Source organism: Pseudomonas lini, from assembly GCF_001042905.1.
Lineage (GTDB): Bacteria > Pseudomonadota > Gammaproteobacteria > Pseudomonadales > Pseudomonadaceae > Aquipseudomonas > Aquipseudomonas lini.
This window is the reverse complement of sequence record NZ_JYLB01000002.1, coordinates 585,729-601,462: the sequence shown is the minus strand read 5'-3', so window position 1 is coordinate 601,462 and position 15,734 is coordinate 585,729. Positions and strand designations below refer to the sequence as shown.

17 protein-coding genes are annotated in these 15,734 nt (G+C 59.2%); 9 read left to right on the top strand and 8 right to left on the bottom strand.

What is annotated here, in order from left to right; genetic code table 11:
* The first annotated feature begins 97 nt into the window (after nucleotides 1-97).
* Nucleotides 98-1,297, top strand: a complete 1,200-nt coding sequence (locus TU81_RS07185) for an MFS transporter (RefSeq protein WP_048394256.1) — start codon at nucleotides 98-100, stop codon at nucleotides 1,295-1,297.
* Here the strand turns inward: TU81_RS07185 and arfB are convergent.
* Nucleotides 1,294-1,707 carry an alternative ribosome rescue aminoacyl-tRNA hydrolase ArfB gene (gene arfB / locus TU81_RS07180; RefSeq protein WP_008010994.1) on the bottom strand — a complete coding sequence of 138 codons (414 nt, stop codon included), beginning with the start codon at nucleotides 1,705-1,707 and terminating at the stop codon, nucleotides 1,294-1,296. The two genes, TU81_RS07185 and arfB, sit on opposite strands and share 4 nt — an antisense overlap.
* 221 nt (nucleotides 1,708-1,928) lie before the next feature.
* Entirely contained in the window at nucleotides 1,929-3,350 is a 1,422-nt protein-coding gene (locus tag TU81_RS07175) for an amino acid permease (RefSeq protein WP_038979533.1), read from the bottom strand.
* Nucleotides 3,351-4,297: 947 nt separating this feature from the next.
* Between TU81_RS07175 and TU81_RS30475 the strand changes: the two genes are divergently transcribed.
* The gene (locus TU81_RS30475) at nucleotides 4,298-4,435 is read left to right on the top strand and encodes a hypothetical protein (protein WP_038979531.1); all 138 of its coding nucleotides are present in this window, start codon (nucleotides 4,298-4,300) and stop codon (nucleotides 4,433-4,435) included.
* 67 nt (nucleotides 4,436-4,502) lie between these two features.
* Nucleotides 4,503-5,468: a M29 family metallopeptidase gene (locus TU81_RS07165; RefSeq protein ID WP_038979529.1), complete on the top strand. Its 966-nt coding sequence runs from the start codon at nucleotides 4,503-4,505 to the stop codon at nucleotides 5,466-5,468.
* A 91-nt stretch (nucleotides 5,469-5,559) separates the two neighbouring features.
* Here the strand turns inward: TU81_RS07165 and rluB are convergent, their stop codons facing one another.
* From rluB to TU81_RS07140, 5 genes are all read right to left on the bottom strand, one after another.
* Nucleotides 5,560-6,828: a 23S rRNA pseudouridine(2605) synthase RluB gene (gene rluB, locus TU81_RS07160; RefSeq protein ID WP_038979527.1), complete on the bottom strand. Its 1,269-nt coding sequence runs from the start codon at nucleotides 6,826-6,828 to the stop codon at nucleotides 5,560-5,562.
* A gap of 311 nt (nucleotides 6,829-7,139) precedes the next feature.
* Entirely contained in the window at nucleotides 7,140-8,144 is a 1,005-nt protein-coding gene (gene scpB, locus TU81_RS07155; RefSeq protein ID WP_048394253.1) for an SMC-Scp complex subunit ScpB, read from the bottom strand.
* Nucleotides 8,145-8,155: 11 nt separating this feature from the next.
* Nucleotides 8,156-8,914: a segregation and condensation protein A gene (locus TU81_RS07150; RefSeq protein WP_173667549.1), complete on the bottom strand. Its 759-nt coding sequence runs from the start codon at nucleotides 8,912-8,914 to the stop codon at nucleotides 8,156-8,158.
* A gap of 60 nt (nucleotides 8,915-8,974) precedes the next feature.
* Nucleotides 8,975-9,604, bottom strand: a complete 630-nt coding sequence (locus TU81_RS07145) for an L-threonylcarbamoyladenylate synthase (protein ID WP_038980232.1) — start codon at nucleotides 9,602-9,604, stop codon at nucleotides 8,975-8,977.
* A gap of 13 nt (nucleotides 9,605-9,617) precedes the next feature.
* A complete protein-coding gene (locus TU81_RS07140) occupies nucleotides 9,618-10,481 on the bottom strand; it encodes a PHP domain-containing protein (protein ID WP_038979522.1) in 864 nt (287 codons plus the stop codon).
* A gap of 87 nt (nucleotides 10,482-10,568) precedes the next feature.
* Between TU81_RS07140 and TU81_RS07135 the strand changes: the two genes are divergently transcribed.
* The 6 genes from TU81_RS07135 (at nucleotide 10,569) to TU81_RS07110 (ending at nucleotide 14,968) form a co-directional block, all read left to right on the top strand.
* Nucleotides 10,569-11,165 (top strand): septation protein A, encoded by a 597-nt coding sequence (locus TU81_RS07135; protein ID WP_008010987.1) that lies wholly within the window; start codon nucleotides 10,569-10,571, stop codon nucleotides 11,163-11,165.
* Nucleotide 11,166: 1 nt separating this feature from the next.
* Nucleotides 11,167-11,466, top strand: a complete 300-nt coding sequence (locus TU81_RS07130) for a YciI family protein (protein ID WP_007984134.1) — start codon at nucleotides 11,167-11,169, stop codon at nucleotides 11,464-11,466.
* A 110-nt stretch (nucleotides 11,467-11,576) separates the two neighbouring features.
* Nucleotides 11,577-11,990, top strand: a complete 414-nt coding sequence (locus TU81_RS07125) for a translation initiation factor 2 (protein WP_038979520.1) — start codon at nucleotides 11,577-11,579, stop codon at nucleotides 11,988-11,990.
* Between the two features lie 7 nt (nucleotides 11,991-11,997).
* On the top strand, nucleotides 11,998-12,675 hold the full coding sequence (locus tag TU81_RS07120) for a response regulator transcription factor (protein WP_048394251.1): 678 nt from the start codon (nucleotides 11,998-12,000) through the stop codon (nucleotides 12,673-12,675).
* 268 nt (nucleotides 12,676-12,943) lie between these two features.
* Complete coding sequence (locus tag TU81_RS07115; RefSeq protein WP_038979516.1) at nucleotides 12,944-13,393, top strand: Spy/CpxP family protein refolding chaperone; 450 nt, start codon at nucleotides 12,944-12,946, stop codon at nucleotides 13,391-13,393.
* A gap of 234 nt (nucleotides 13,394-13,627) precedes the next feature.
* Entirely contained in the window at nucleotides 13,628-14,968 is a 1,341-nt protein-coding gene (locus TU81_RS07110) for a sensor histidine kinase (protein ID WP_038979514.1), read from the top strand.
* Nucleotides 14,969-15,056: 88 nt separating this feature from the next.
* Here TU81_RS07110 and TU81_RS07105 read toward each other — a convergent pair whose 3' ends face one another.
* Nucleotides 15,057-15,623: an NAD(P)H nitroreductase gene (locus tag TU81_RS07105; RefSeq protein ID WP_038979512.1), complete on the bottom strand. Its 567-nt coding sequence runs from the start codon at nucleotides 15,621-15,623 to the stop codon at nucleotides 15,057-15,059.
* Nucleotides 15,624-15,734 lie beyond the last annotated feature (111 nt).

Here is a 15,734-nt window from a genome sequence, read left to right as displayed (position 1 = left end):
TATCCGGCAAATAGTTTTACTTTTTCACGCCCCGCGACCGTCCGCGCCGCTATCATAAGCAGCCTATCTATCCAGCTGCCCCGTGGACCTTTTACCCATGTCAGAAACCCAGCGCCCCATGGCGGTCACGCTGCAAGTCGTTTCCATCGTTCTGTTCACGTTCATCGGTTACCTGAATATCGGCATTCCCCTGGCCGTATTGCCGGGCTACGTCCATAGCGACCTCGGTTTCGGTGCCGTGATCGCCGGGCTGGTGATCAGCGTGCAATACCTGGCCACCCTGCTCAGCCGCCCTTACGCCGGGCGCATCATCGATAACAAGGGCAGCAAACTGGCAGTGATGTACGGCCTCGCCGGTTGCGGCTTGAGCGGTGTATTCATGTTGATTTCGGCCTGGACGCAAAGCGTGCCGATGTTGAGCCTGATCAGCCTGTTGATCGGCCGACTGGTGCTCGGCAGCGCGGAAAGCCTGGTCGGTTCCGGGTCGATCGGCTGGGGCATCGGCCGGGTCGGCGCGGCAAACACTGCCAAGGTCATCTCCTGGAACGGCATCGCCAGTTATGGCGCACTGGCGGTCGGCGCGCCGCTGGGGGTGCTGCTGGTGAGTCAGTTGGGTTTGTGGAGCATGGGCGTGAGCATCGTGCTGCTGGCCGTTCTGGGCCTGGCACTGGCCTGGCCAAAAACCGCTGCACCGATCGTTGTCGGCGAACGCCTGCCGTTCATGCACGTGCTGGGGCGGGTGTTTCCTCACGGTTGCGGTCTGGCTTTGGGCTCCATCGGCTTTGGCACCATCGCCACATTCATCACCCTGTATTACGCCACTCAGCAGTGGTCCAACGCGGTGTTGTGCCTGAGCCTGTTCGGTGCCAGTTTCATCGGTGCGCGATTGCTGTTCGGTAACCTGATCAACCGCCTCGGCGGCTTTCGCGTGGCGATTGCCTGCCTGTCAGTGGAAACCCTGGGACTGTTGTTGCTGTGGCTGGCACCCGATGCCCATTGGGCACTGGCCGGCGCGGCGCTGAGCGGTTTCGGCTTTTCGCTGGTGTTCCCGGCGTTGGGCGTGGAAGCGGTCAACCTGGTGCCCGCTTCCAGCCGTGGCGCGGCGGTTGGGGCGTATTCACTGTTTATCGATTTGTCGCTGGGGATCACCGGACCGCTGGCGGGTGCGATTGCGGCTGGATTTGGCTTCGCCTCGATCTTCCTGTTTGCCGCCCTCGCCGCTTTGAGCGGATTGATGCTGAGCGTTTATCTGTACCGGCAGGCGCCCAAGTATCGCGAAGAAAGAGAAGCGCGTTAGAAATCGACCTTGCCGCGTCCAGCCTTGATGCTGCCGCGCTTGGTCTTGGATTCGAGCCGACGCTTCTTCGAACCAAGGGTCGGCTTGGTCGGGCGGCGTTTCTTTTCCACTTTGGTGGCGCTGAGGATCAGCTCGGTCAGCCGCTCCAGCGCATCGGCGCGATTGGCTTCCTGCGTGCGGTATTGCTGGGCCTTGATGATCAACACGCCTTCGCTGGTGATGCGACTGTCGCGCAGCGCCAGCAGCCGTTCCTTGTAGAACTCGGGCAAGGACGAGGCCGGAATGTCGAAGCGCAGGTGCACGGCACTGGAAACCTTATTGACGTTCTGCCCACCGGCGCCTTGCGCACGAATGGCCGTCAACTCGATCTCGGCATCCGGCAGATGCACGTTGTTGGAAATCACCAGCATGGAAAAAAATCCGTATTCAGAACAAGAAGGATACCGCGAATAGACAGAAGGAATGCGGCCCCTGTGGGAGCGTGGCTTGCCCGCGATTCAGGCGCCGCGGTTCATCAGGCATACCGCGTTATCGTTCATCGCGGCAAGCCACGCTCCCACAGGATTTTGTAGGGAACCCATAAATGACAAACCCGGCACATGGCCGGGTTTGTTGTTTCTGCGCTTTGCACTTACTTGGCAGCGGAACCCGCAGCCTGCAACGCATGTTGCGCACTGCGCTTGTTCTTGATGCCGTAGCAGACCCACATGAACGCGACCCACACCGGAATCGCATACACGGAGATCTGGATACCCGGGATCAGCAGCATCACGCCAAGGATGAACACCACGAACGCCAGGCAAACATAGTTGCCGTACGGGTACCACAGAGCCTTGAACAACGGCGTCTGTTTGGTCTTGTTCATGTGCTGGCGGAACTTGAAGTGCGAGAAGCTGATCATCGCCCAGTTGATCACCAGGGTGGCCACCACCAACGACATCAACAGTTCCAGTGCATGTTGCGGAACCAGATAGTTCAGCAGCACCGCGACCAGGGTCACGGCAGCTGACGCCAGGATCGAACGCACTGGCACGCCACGCTTGTCGATCTTCGACAAGGCTTTCGGCGCATCACCCTGCTCGGCCATGCCCAGCAGCATGCGGCTGTTGCAATAGGTGCCGCTGTTGTACACCGACAGCGCCGCGGTCAGAACCACGAAGTTGAGAATGTGCGCGGCGGTGTTGCTGCCGAGCATCGAGAACACTTGCACGAACGGGCTGCCGCTGTAGGCATCGCCGGACGCGTTCAGCGTCGTCAGCAAGCTGTCCCAAGGGGTCAGCGACAGCAGGACCACCAGCGCACCGATGTAGAAAATCAGGATCCGGTAGATCACCTGATTGATCGCTTTCGGGATCACGGTTTTCGGCTTGTCGGCTTCAGCAGCGGTGAAACCGAGCATTTCCAGGCCACCGAAGGAGAACATGATGATCGCCATGGCCATCACCAGACCACTGACGCCGTTCGGGAAGAAGCCGCCGTGTTCCCACAGGTTGGTCACCGAGGCTTGCGGGCCACCGTCGCCACTGACCAGCAGGTAGCTGCCCAAGGCAATCATGCCGACGATCGCCACAACCTTGATGATCGCAAACCAGAACTCGGCCTCGCCAAAGACTTTGACATTGGCCAGGTTGATCAGGTTGATCAATACGAAGAACCCGGCTGCCGAGACCCAGGTCGGGATATCCGGCGCCCAGTAGTGGATGTATTTACCAACCGCGGTCAGCTCGGACATGCCCACCAGGATGTATAGAATCCAGCAGTTCCAGCCCGACAGGAAGCCGGCGAAACCGCCCCAGTATTTGTGGGCGAAGTGACTGAAGGAACCGGCGACCGGCTCTTCGACGATCATTTCGCCGAGTTGGCGCATGATCATGAAAGCGATGAAGCCGCAGATGGCGTAGCCGAGGATCATCGACGGGCCGGCGGATTTGAGCACGCCGGCCGAGCCGAGGAACAACCCGGTGCCGATCGCGCCACCGAGGGCGATCAGTTGAATATGGCGATTTTTCAGGCCGCGTTTCAGCTCGCCTGAATGCGAGTTTTGTCCACTCATGAAAAAGGTCTCACGCAAGGTTTGATGATGTTCGGTAGACGTTGCTGCTTAGTTGCGATTTCAAGCAGCGCCGATCAAACCCCAGCGCAGGCACCAGGAGTTCAGCGTTTTTACGACAGTCATGCGTCACCTGTTTGTTTTTATCTGTGACGAAATCGAACCCGACACGCTCGTGACGCGGCGGAGTGAACAAGGCGGGTAGCCTTGAAGTTTGCGCTGTTGCGCAGAGGGTCACAGTTAAAACGCGGCGCATTGTACACCTGTAACCCCCTGCTGCCAGACACCGCTGGATCAGCGCGTCGGTTGCCGGGATTGCCTGTGTCCGCCTCGAGGGTCTCGGGCGACTGCAAAAATTGAGTCAGACCTTTGCAGGTCATCGATAAGGGCAGCGGAAAAATCGCCCTTTGGGGAGAGATGGAGATGAGTCACGGCGTTCATTGCGCCTCCTTCTTGTTATGCACCTGCACGACAGGCATGGGGCGCATCTCACCCTTGATACGTTGTCGAAACAAGCGTGCCAGAGCCCTTGAAGGCTACAAACCCGGCGGTTGGCGGAAGGTTTTCCTTACAGACCTTTCCTTCGCGGCATTCCACGGGGTTTAAGAGCGCTTTGCGTAAGGTTTTATTGACAAGGTGTAACGTAAATTTTCCAAATCAGATCCGGAAGCCCACTGACTGTAAATTGACGATAGGAAGCTTCCTAAGTAAATGCCTTGCTTAGTTTTCTGTTTTTTATTAAGAAAATGAGCTTTCGAAAAATGGAATAAATAGTTCAAATGAAAATTGTTTAACTATTTTTTTGCATTTTAAAAACCTGTGAACTAGGTTTTCAGCGACTTGCCGAGCCGTATCGACCGGCACGTTGACGCGCTCTTCAACGAGTGAAAAGCACGCCACTGCTCTTATCAAAAGTGTTCTTACCGAAGAAATCATCTAGGAGATTCACCATGCAAGCACTGGACAAAGACTTGGACACTGAACTGCAACTGGACGATTGGTTTGAAGCACCGACCCATGATGCCGCCGTCGAAATGATGCAAGCCGACGCGGTTGTTCCGTTCGGCACGGCGATGTGGCCTCTGTAAGACATCCCGGCAGGCATCATCCGGCCGGTCGTGCCTGCCACATTCTCGGTTTGTCAGGGAGGACTACATGGATAAGCAACGCGCCATCTCGCATTTCCTTTACTACCTCGAACATCACCCTGCCGTTGCCGGTATCAACCCGGCGAAGGTCTTGCTCGGCCATACCGCTGATTACGAGGCACTGACCGGCGCCATTGCCGAACAGGCCGGTAACAGCCCACGGTTCAGCTTCAGCGCAATGCGTCTGGACCTCGAACCCACCGAATTACTGACCCAGGCGATTACCGACAGCGATCTGTACATTTTCTTCTACGACTCTTCCACCCTGCCCAACCCGCGTCCCGACGGCCCGGAGTTTGTCCGCGCGCTGCAAGGCGTGATGGCGCAGAACTGGAAGAAGTCATTGCTGTTCAAGGATTACGGCGATTACTTCTACGACACCTTCAGTGTCACCCCGCAGCGAATTGCCGGGTTGAACAGCCACTTGATCCAGCGCATGTCCCACGCCACCACCCTGAGTTTCAAAGATGACCATGGGTCGTGGTTCGAAACACCGTTGAGCAGTATCAAGAAGTGGACCGACATCAACGGTATCGGCAACTTCGACCTGGCGCCCGGCGAGATCGCCACTCATAGCGAGGCCATTAATGGCCGGGTGAAGTTTATGGGGACTTTCCTCAGTACGATTCCCTTTGCCCGCAAATACGGCGTATTGGCGTCACCGCTGGAGTTGTGGATCGAGAACTCCACCATCAGCAAAATCGCCACCGACGTGCCGGGGCTGGAACATGACTTCAACAAGTACCTGGACGCCAATCCGTCCAATCGGCGAATCGAGGAGTTGGGGATCGGCACCAACGAAGGCGTGAAAGATTTGTATGCGCGCAATGCCGGATTCGAGGAGCGCCATTGCGGCTTGCACCTTGGCTTGGGCGGAGGTGCCAAAGGTAGCCATCATTTGGACCTGATCTTCTCCAGTGGCGTGTTGGCGCTGGATGATGATCCGCTGTTTGATGGGCGGTTTGTCTTCTAGCTGATCATTCCCACGCGGAGCGTGGGAACGATCAATCAGACAAAAAAAACGCCATCCCGAAGGATGGCGTTTTTCATGCAGCGCTTACCGATTACTCAGGCTTGCGACGACCGAAGCCCGGACGCTGGCCGGAGCCGGCTGGCGCGCCGCGGCGCTTACCTGATGGCGCGTCACGGTCGACCAGTACGATGCCTGGGCGTTTCTTCGGCGCCGGCTTGGCCGGGCGCTTGGTATCGGCCGGGCGGTCTGCCACGGGCGTACCACGACCGGCAGGCGCGCCGCGATCGCTACGACCACCGGACGGAGCGCCACGGCCTTCGCCACGCTCAGTGCGACCGTTGGCCGGACGCGGCGTACGTGGGCCGCGTTCGCCGTCCTGACGTGGCGCTGGCTTGCGGGCCGGACGTTCGCCTTCGATCTGTGGCTCGCGGGATTCGCGCGGAGCAACAGCTGCCTGGCCACCGGCTGCTGGACGCAACGTACGCACGCGCTCGGTCTTGCCCATCGGACGCGACGATTTACGCTGCATGCGATCGAGCTTGTCTTTGCTCTTGGCGTTCATTTGCGGCATCGCCACCGGCGTCAGGCCGACCTCGGCACTCAGAACGTCGACTTCGTACTGGCTCATTTCGCGCCAGCGGCCCATCGGCAGATCGGAATTGAGGAACACCGGACCGAAACGCACGCGCTTCAGACGGCTGACCACCAGACCCTGGGATTCCCACAGACGACGGACTTCGCGGTTACGACCTTCCATCACCACGCAGTGGTACCAGTGGTTGAAACCTTCGCCACCCGGAGCCTGTTTGATGTCGGTGAACTTGGCCGGGCCGTCTTCGAGCACCACACCTGCTTTCAGGCGTTCAATCATCTCGTCGTCGACTTCGCCACGTACACGTACCGCGTATTCACGGTCCATTTCGTAGGATGGGTGCATCAGGCGGTTGGCCAATTCACCGTCGGTGGTGAACATCAGCAAACCGGTGGTGTTGATGTCCAGACGACCGATGTTGATCCAGCGACCTTCTTTCGGGCGCGGCATCTTGTCGAACACGGTCGGACGACCTTCAGGGTCGTTACGGGTGCAGATTTCACCGTCGGGTTTGTTGTACATGATCACGCGGCGTACCGACTCGGCGGCTTCTTCGCGCTTGATCACCCGGCCATCGATGGTGATGGCGTCATGCAGGTCGACGCGCTGGCCGAGGGTGGCATCTTTGCCATTGACCTTGATGCGGCCGTGGCTGATCCAGGCTTCCACGTCACGGCGCGAGCCGACGCCGATACGGGCGAGGACTTTCTGCAGCTTTTCGCCTGCTGGGCCGATTTCCTGGTCGTCTTTCTGGTCGTTGATACTCATCTGGGCACCTCCCGGTGTGGTCTGTTCAGGATGCTCTGGATTGAGGGTCCTGAAGAGTTATAAATCTATACTTTGGCGAAGGGATCGCCGAAGGGTCGCGAATCATACGCTCATGGAGACGTTCGCGCATCAGAGACTAGCTGATCGACAGAAGGTTATTTGTTTTTCCGCCGACCGGTGGCACTAATTTCGAATTCAATAGAGAACCCATGTGGGAGCGGGCTTGCTCGCGAAGGCGTGGTGTCAGGCAACATCAATGTTGAATGTGCCGCCCCCTTCGCGAGCAAGCCCGCTCCCACATGGGATTTGGGTCAATCTTCGAACTGGCGACGCTCGGCCTCGATTGCTTCTGCCAGCGCCTTGGCTTCGGCTTCTTCGTCGGTCAGCTCGGGCTCGGGTTTTGGCTGTTCAAGAGCAGCGACGGCGGCCAGGAGCTTTTCGCGAGCTTCGGCAACGCCAAGAATGTCATCTTCCTGTTCTGGTTCGTCTTCAGCTTCGGCTTCTGGTTCGACTTCAGCTCCAGCTTTAGCCTCGACCTGAGGTTCAACTTCGATTTCAGGCTCGGGTTCTGCCAACTCCCCTTCGGTCTCGCTCACCGCCCCATTCCGCAGCAAATCGTCGAAGTCGGTCTTGAGCCCCTCTTCCATGGTGTCCAGTTCCAGCAACAGCGTGTGGAAACTGGTTTCTTCCTTCGGCTCCTCCGGTTCGCCGCTGGCATCGGCCAGTTCCTGCAAGCCTTGCGGAACCGGAGCGTCGTCGAAATCGAGGACAGGATCAGGCTCCAACTCACGCAGTTCGGCGAGTGGCGGCAAATCGTCGAGGTTCTTCAGGTTGAAGTGATCGAGAAACGCCTTGGTGGTGGCGAACATTGCCGGTTTGCCGGGCACATCGCGGTAACCGACGATGCGGATCCACTCACGTTCCAGCAGGGTTTTCACGATGTGGCTGTTGACTGCCACGCCGCGCACGTCTTCGATCTCGCCCCGGGTGATCGGCTGGCGATAGGCGATCAGGGCCATGGTTTCGAGCATGGCGCGGGAATAGCGTTGCGGCCGCTCTTCCCACAAACGTCCGACCCACGGCGCGAACTTTTCGCGGATCTGCAGGCGATACCCGGAGGCGACTTCCTTCAACTCGAAAGCACGGCCGTCGCAGGACTTGGCCAGAATTGTCAGCGCTTTCTTGAAAACAGGGGGCTCGGGCCGCTCGCCTTCTTCGAAGAGTTCGAACAGGCGTTCAAGCGATTGCGGTTTTCCCGAGGCCAACAGAAAGGCTTCAAGCAGTGGCGCCAGCTCGCGGGGTTCAGTCAGGTTCATGATTCAACTCGTTATTCGGCTCGGGCCCGGACATGGATCGCGGTGAATGGCTCATTCTGCACCAGCTCGACCAAGGATTCCTTGACCAGTTCGAGGATCGCCATAAAGGTCACCACCACCCCCAGGCGCCCTTCTTCAGCGGTGAACAGCTCGACAAACGGCACAAAACCGCCGCCCTTGAGCCGTTCCAGCACATCGCTCATACGCTCGCGGGTGGACAGCGCTTCACGGCTGACCTGGTGGCTTTCGAACATGTCGCCACGGCGCAAGACTTCGGCCATGGACATCAGCAACTCTCCCAGGCTCACATCCGGCAACAGTTTGCGTGCCCGGGCTTCCGGGGCATCGAGCTTAGGCACCACCACGTCGCGCCCGACGCGGCTCAGGCCATCGATGCCTTCGGCGGCAGCCTTGAAGCGCTCGTACTCCTGCAAGCGACGAATCAGTTCGGCGCGAGGGTCGTCCTCTTCGTCTTCAATCGTTTCGGCACGGGGCAACAGCATCCGCGACTTGATCTCGGCCAGCATCGCGGCCATCACCAGGTACTCGGCGGCCAGCTCCAGGCGCACCGACTGCATCAACTCGACATAGCCCATGTACTGACGGGTGATTTCCGCCACCGGGATGTCGAGGATGTTGATGTTCTGTTTGCGGATCAGGTACAGCAGCAAGTCGAGCGGGCCTTCGAAGGCCTCAAGAAAGACCTCGAGCGCATCCGGCGGGATGTACAGGTCCAGCGGCATTTCCATGACCGCCTGGCCATAGACCATGGCGAAAGGCAGTTCTTGCTGAGCGCCGGCCTGGCTGTCGACGGGTTCTACTGCTGACATCTAGGCCTCGACCATGAAAGGCGCAGGGTCGCCGCAACCGACGCGAATGACTTCCGGTTCGCCGTCGGCGAGGCTGATCACGGTGGACGCCTTGATCCCGCCAAAACCGCCGTCGATGATCAGATCGACCTGATGCTCGAGCAACTGGCGCATTTCGTAAGGATCGCTCAACGGATCGGTGTCGCCGGGCATGATCAGGGTCACGCTCATCAGTGGCTCGCCGAGTTCTTCCAGCAATGCCAAGGCAATCGGATGGCTTGGCACACGCAGGCCGATGGTGCGTTTTTTAGGGTGCAGCAACAGCCGCGGGACTTCGCGGGTGGCGTTGAGAATGAAGGTGTAAGGGCCAGGCAAGTGAGCCTTGAGCACCCGGAAAGTGCCGGTGTCGATCTTGGCAAACAGCCCCAACTGCGACAGGTCGCTGCAAATCAGCGCGAAGTTGTGCTTCTCATCCAGCTGACGCAGCCGGCGCACGCGCTCCACGGCGTTCTTGTCGCCGATCTGGCAACCAATGGCGTAGGAAGAGTCTGTGGGATAAATCACCACCCCGCCCTTGCGGATGATCTCGACAGCCTGTTTGATCAGGCGCGGTTGCGGGTTTTCCGGATGAATCTGGAAAAATTGACTCACATTTTCTACCTGTTCAGACGACGGCAATAATTGGGTCATGTTTGAATCGACACCACAGTGGTGGCAGATCCTCCGGGAGCGGGCGGTATTCACCGATCTCGGACCAGCCTCCAGGGCCATGAAAATCACTGCCGGCGCTGACCAGCAGACCAAACTCGCGGGCTAGAATCGCCAAACTGCCCACCTGTTCGGCAGGCTGATGGCCATTGACCACTTCTATCGCGTGGCCCCCTGCTTGAATATAGTCGGCAATCAGGCGGCGACGTTTGCTGCGAGTGAAATCGTAGTGCCAGGGATGCGCCAGGCTGACCCAGGCACCTGCGGCGCGCAGGGTTTCGACGGTGTCTTCCAGGGTCGGCCAGTGTTGTTTGACGTCTCCCAGTTTGCCGGCGCCCAGCCATTTGCGGAACGCTTCGGCGCGATCCTTGACGAAACCTTCGCGCACCATCCAGTCGGCGAAGTGCGGACGGGCCGGCGCATTACCGCTGTCGCCAAGCTCCTGTTGAATGGCCCGGGCGCCATCAAGCGCCCCCGGCATGCCTTTCAGCGCCAACTTGCGGCTTATTTCTTCGGACCGTAGCCAGCGGCCATCGTGCAATTTGGCGATGGCCTCGACCAACGGCGGCGCATTGACGTCGAAACCGTAGCCCAAAACGTGAATGGTTGCCCCGCCCCAGGTGCAGGACAATTCGACGCCATTAACCAGTTGCATCCCCAGCGCCGTCGCGGTGCTACGGGCCTCGCCGAGGCCTTCAAGGGTATCGTGATCGGTCAAGGCCAGGACTCGCACGCCTTTCTCGAACGCACGCGCAACCAGTACCGCAGGCGCGAGGGCGCCATCGGAAGCCGTGCTATGGCAGTGCAAATCAACATTCACAGGACTGTGTAACCTCAAATCAGCTGACGCTATCGCGCGTCAATATGTTTGTTATTATGCCGCCACATCCTGCTTCTGGCTGCCACTGTGAAACAATTCATCGACTTCATCCCGCTTCTGCTGTTTTTCATCGTCTTCAAAATCGATCCACGGATCGTCGACATCGGCGGTTATCAACTGTCTGTCGGTGGTATTTACAGCGCCACCGCAGTGCTGATCATCAGCTCCCTGGTGGTTTACGGCACGCTGTTCATCAAGCAGCGCAAGCTGGAAAAGAGCCAGTGGCTGACCCTCATCGCCTGCCTGGTCTTCGGCAGCCTGACCCTGGCGTTCCACAGCGAGACCTTCCTGAAATGGAAAGCCCCGGTGGTCAACTGGCTGTTCGCCCTCGGGTTCATCGGCAGCCACTTCATCGGTGATCAACTGTTGATCAAACGCATCATGGGCCACGCGCTGACCCTGCCAGAGCCGGTCTGGACCCGTCTGAACATCGCCTGGATCGGGTTTTTCCTGTTTTGCGGTGCCGCCAACCTGTTCGTCGCGTTCACGTTCCAGAGCTACTGGGTCGACTTCAAAGTCTTCGGCAGCCTGGGCATGACGTTGCTGTTCCTGGTCGCCCAGGGCATTTACCTGTCCCGCCACCTGCACGACGCCGATACCACAACGCCAAAAACCGAGGACTGACATGCTTTACGCAATCATTGCCACAGACGTCGCCAACTCCCTGGAAGCCCGCCTGGCCGCACGGCCTGCGCACCTTGAGCGCCTGCAAGTGCTTAAAGGCGAAGGTCGTATCGTATTGGCCGGCCCGCACCCGGCCGTCGACAGCAATGATCCGGGCGCGGCGGGTTTCACCGGCAGCCTGATCGTCGCTGAATTCGATTCCCTGAGCGCCGCACAGGCCTGGGCCGACGCCGATCCGTACATCGCCGCAGGCGTCTACGCCAACGTTTTGGTCAAGCCGTTCAAGCAAGTCCTGCCGTAAAGTCCTTCAGCGCGATGAACCTTGTCGGTTCATCGCGCGTTCAATCGCTCATTATTCTCGTTTACCGGCCGACAACCTGCCCAATACTCGTATTGGAATCAGGAGTTGCGATGCGCAAAGGTCCGTTGTGTCTGATGTTGGTGACGTTGTCGATCATGGCGCCCGCCCATGGCGAAGAAAGCGCCAATGGCGGTGGTTCGACGCCGCTGTCCTTGAGCGCCGGCAGCCAGATCACCGAGTTGCAGCAGCGCTTGAAGGTAAGCGAACAGCAACGAGAAGAACTGAGCAAACAACTGCAAAATACCGATAGCGAACGCGAAAGCGTCCAGCTGAGCCGGTTGCGCCAAGAGAATCAGCGCCTCAAGCTGCAACTCAAGGAGGCTCAGGCCAGCAGCCCGCTGCCACGCCTGCTGACAGATCAGCAGCAATGGTTCGTTATCGGTGGCGGAGTAGCGCTAATGGCCCTGCTCTGCGGTATCTTCGCCAGTGGTGCAACCAGAAAACGTCGGCAATGGCTAAATTGAGTGAGTGATGAGCGAGCTGTTACTAATTGATGATGACCAGGAACTGTGTGAGCTCCTGAGCAGTTGGCTGAGCCAGGAAGGCTTTCAGGTCCGCGCCTGCCACGACGGCCAGAGCGCGCGTCGGGCGCTGGCCGAAACTTCCCCCGCGGCCGTGGTGCTGGACGTGATGCTGCCGGACGGCAGTGGCCTGGAACTGCTCAAGCAGCTGCGCAACGACCATCCAGAGTTGCCAGTGCTGATGCTTTCGGCCCGTGGCGAACCGCTGGACCGCATCCTCGGCCTGGAACTCGGTGCCGATGATTACCTGGCCAAACCGTGCGACCCACGGGAGCTGACTGCGCGTCTGCGCGCGGTGTTGCGCCGCAGTCATCCGACGGCAGTGTCCAGCCAGCTTGAACTGGGTGATTTGTGCTTCAGCCCGGTGCGTGGCGTGGTCAGCATCGATGAACAGGAGTTCACCCTCACTGTCTCCGAAAGCCGCCTGCTCGAAGCCCTGCTCAAGCAGCCCGGCGAACCGCTGGATAAACAGGAACTGGCGCAAATCGCCCTCGGCCGCAAACTGACCCTGTACGACCGTAGCCTGGACATGCACGTGAGCAACCTGCGCAAAAAAATAGGCCCGCACCCCGACGGCCGCCCACGCATCGTTGCCCTGCGCAGTCGCGGTTACTACTACAGCCTCTGAATCCGAACGCGATGCGACCTGCGACCACCTCCGTAGGAGCTGCCGCAGGCTGCGATCTTTTGATCTTGATCTTGGCCAGTAAAAAGCAAAATCAAAAGATCGCAGCCTTCGGCAGCTCCTACGCCGGACCGTGTCGCATCGTAGAATTGTCAGCAAGATAGAAAATCGTCTTTACCCAAGCTTTACGCTCCGCTGACCGCCGCTGACCTTGATCTCCGTAATCTGCACACATCCGGAACGTACCGGGAATGAGACAAGGAGATACACCATGCGCAAGACTCTTATCGCTTTGATGTTTGCTGCCGCCCTGCCGACCGTTGCCATGGCCATGCCTGAAGGCGCAGGTCCGATGGGTGACCATATGGACGGCTCACGCCACGGCGCTCAGATGCACGGCATGCGCGGTAAAGGCCCTTACAGCCAGCTGGACCTGAGCCGCGAACAGCGCGAGCAAATCCGCAAGATCATGGGCGAGCAGATGCATGAGCGTCAGCAACTGGTCGACAAGTACCTGGAAAAGCTCTCGCCAGCCGATCAGCAAGCCCTGAAGGACGAGATGGCGGCGAAGCACAAGAAAGCCGAAGCCGACGTTCGCGCACTGCTGAAGCCGGATCAACAGAAGCAATTCGACGAGATCCAGAAGAAAAAAGCTGAGCGTCGCGCCGAATGGGCCGAGTTCAAGGCCTGGAAAGCGCAGCAAGCGCAAAAAGCGCAATAATGCGCTAACCCTGGACCCAACGGCTAAACCCCGTTGGGTCTTTTGCCACTCGATTTAATGTGGGAGCGAGCCTTTGTGGCGAGGGGCTTGCCCCCGTCGGCTGCGAAGCAGTCGTAAACCCGTTACATGCGGTTTAACTTTGAAATGCCGGGGCCGCTTCGCGACCCAACGGGGGCAAGCCCCTCGCCACAAAGGCTCGCTCCCACATGGATTTGCGCTAGTTGAGGATTTTCTGTGCGTTCATTGTTCTGGCGTATCCTGGCCAGCTTCTGGCTGGCCATCGCTCTGGTTGCAGGGCTTTCCATTCTGCTCGGGCATATGCTCAACCAGGACGCGTGGATTCTCAGTCGCCACCCAGGCCTCAACACCCTGGCCGAACAGTGGACGCAAACCTACGAAAGCCAGGGTGAAGAAGCCGCCCAGGACATTCTGGAACAGCGCAAGCGTCAGTATCACATCAACGTTCAAGTGCTCAACGAGGCAGGTGACCCGGTGGTCCGCGGCACCTTTCCTCGGCGGGCGGCGGCCTTCGAAGCCCGGCAGAACAATGATGATCGGCGCCTGCCATGGCGGCGTTTGACCGATGAATACACCAGCGCCAAGACAGGCGACACCTATCTGCTGATCTATCGCGTCCCGCACCCGGAACTGGATGCCTGGCACCGTGAAAGCCTGCTCTGGCCGTTGAGCGCACTGGGCATCGCGCTGGTGGTGCTGACCCTGTTCAGCCTGTTGGTGACTTTTTCCATCACCCGACCACTGAGCCGTTTACGAAGCGCCGTGCATGACTTGGGGCAGACAACGTATCAACAGAACAGCCTGGCGCAGCTGGCCAACCGCCGCGATGAATTCGGTGTGCTGGCCAACGACTTCAACCGCATGGGCGCGCGCCTGCAAAGCCTGATCGGCAGCCAGCGACAATTACTGCGCGATGTGTCCCACGAATTGCGCTCACCCTTGGCCCGACTGCGCATTGCGTTGGCGCTGGCCGAGCGGGCCAATCCTGAGGAGCGGGAAAAACTCTGGCCACGCCTGACCCGTGAATGCGATCGACTGGAAGCGCTGATCAGCGAAATCCTGGTACTGGCGCGCGTCGATGCCGACAACGCCAGTGCTGAAGAAGTGGATCTCAACGCGCTGCTCAACACCCTGCAAAAAGATGCACAGCTGGGCTCGCCCGAGCAGAACGTGCGCCTTGAGGCCGAGCCGCAACTGAACCTCAAAGGCTGGCCGACCATGATCGAGCGCGCCGTGGACAATCTGCTGCGCAATGCCCAGCGCTTTAACCCGGTCGGGCAACCGATCGAAATGCAGGCGTTGCGTCAGGGCGACAGAATTGTGGTCAGCGTGCGCGACCACGGCCCCGGTGTAGAGGCCGAACACTTGAATCAGCTGGCTGAACCGTTCTATCGGGCACCGGGGCAAACAGCGGCCGGGCATGGCCTGGGCCTGGCCATTGCACGCCGTGCGGCGGAACGGCATGGCGGCAGTCTGGTGCTGGCCAATCATCCTGAGGGCGGGTTTATTGCCAGCCTGGAATTGCCGTTGGTGCCGGGGGCGGTGGTGCAGCCTTAAATTCGGTGGTGATGCAAAAGATCGCAGCCTCGTTTCACTCTGTAGGAGCTGTCGAGTGAAACGAGGCTGCGATCTTTTGATCTCCGCTTCAGGCCTTACCGGTCCAGGCGCTAACGAACTCGGTCAAATCAACCTTCTCCGCAACACGCGGTTCTTTCTGCGGCGTGCCAAGGTAAAGAAACGCAATCACCTCTTCCCCTTCCGCCAGCCCCAAGCCTTTAGCCACATGCGCCGAATAAGCCAGCTCACCGGTGCGCCACACCGCGCCAATGCCCTGCGCATAGGCAGCCAGTAAAATCCCGTGAGCCGCACAGCCTGCCGCCAACAGTTGCTCGGACTTGGGATACTTGTCGTGTTCCTGCAAACGCGCAATCACAACAACCACCAGCGGCGCACGTAACGGACCGTTGCGCGCCTTGTCCAGCACGGCTTCGGACACATCACTGTCTTGCAGCTTCGCCGCCTCGGCCAGCAACTCACCCATTTGCTCGCGTGCCGCGCCTTCGACTGTCAGGAAGCGCCAAGGCTGCAAGTGGCCATGGTCTGGCGCGCGCATCGCGGCGGCAAACAGCACTTCCCGTTGCTCGGCAGTGGGCGCCGGATCGAGCAGTCGTGGGACGGAAACACGGTTGAGCAAAGCGTCGAGAGCCTGCATCGGCCACCTCCTGTAGAAAATGTTTGGCTATTCTAGCGTCAACTGTCGCGACGGCGTCGGTTTACATGCCCTGCCCCGCAGGTAGAATGGCGCCCTTCCTACTATTAGCCC

Coding starts and splice junctions, on each gene's coding strand:
- TU81_RS07185 (WP_048394256.1), top strand. CDS start 98: ATGTCAGAAACCCAGCGCCCCATGGCGGTCACGCTGCAAGTCGTTTCC.
- arfB (WP_008010994.1), bottom strand. CDS start 1,707: ATGCTGGTGATTTCCAACAACGTGCATCTGCCGGATGCCGAGATCGAG.
- TU81_RS07175 (WP_038979533.1), bottom strand. CDS start 3,350: ATGAGTGGACAAAACTCGCATTCAGGCGAGCTGAAACGCGGCCTGAAA.
- TU81_RS30475 (WP_038979531.1), top strand. CDS start 4,298: ATGCAAGCACTGGACAAAGACTTGGACACTGAACTGCAACTGGACGAT.
- TU81_RS07165 (WP_038979529.1), top strand. CDS start 4,503: ATGGATAAGCAACGCGCCATCTCGCATTTCCTTTACTACCTCGAACAT.
- rluB (WP_038979527.1), bottom strand. CDS start 6,828: ATGAGTATCAACGACCAGAAAGACGACCAGGAAATCGGCCCAGCAGGC.
- scpB (WP_048394253.1), bottom strand. CDS start 8,144: ATGAACCTGACTGAACCCCGCGAGCTGGCGCCACTGCTTGAAGCCTTT.
- TU81_RS07150 (WP_173667549.1), bottom strand. CDS start 8,914: ATGGTCTATGGCCAGGCGGTCATGGAAATGCCGCTGGACCTGTACATC.
- TU81_RS07130 (WP_007984134.1), top strand. CDS start 11,167: ATGCTTTACGCAATCATTGCCACAGACGTCGCCAACTCCCTGGAAGCC.
- TU81_RS07125 (WP_038979520.1), top strand. CDS start 11,577: ATGCGCAAAGGTCCGTTGTGTCTGATGTTGGTGACGTTGTCGATCATG.
- TU81_RS07120 (WP_048394251.1), top strand. CDS start 11,998: ATGAGCGAGCTGTTACTAATTGATGATGACCAGGAACTGTGTGAGCTC.
- TU81_RS07115 (WP_038979516.1), top strand. CDS start 12,944: ATGCGCAAGACTCTTATCGCTTTGATGTTTGCTGCCGCCCTGCCGACC.
- TU81_RS07105 (WP_038979512.1), bottom strand. CDS start 15,623: ATGCAGGCTCTCGACGCTTTGCTCAACCGTGTTTCCGTCCCACGACTG.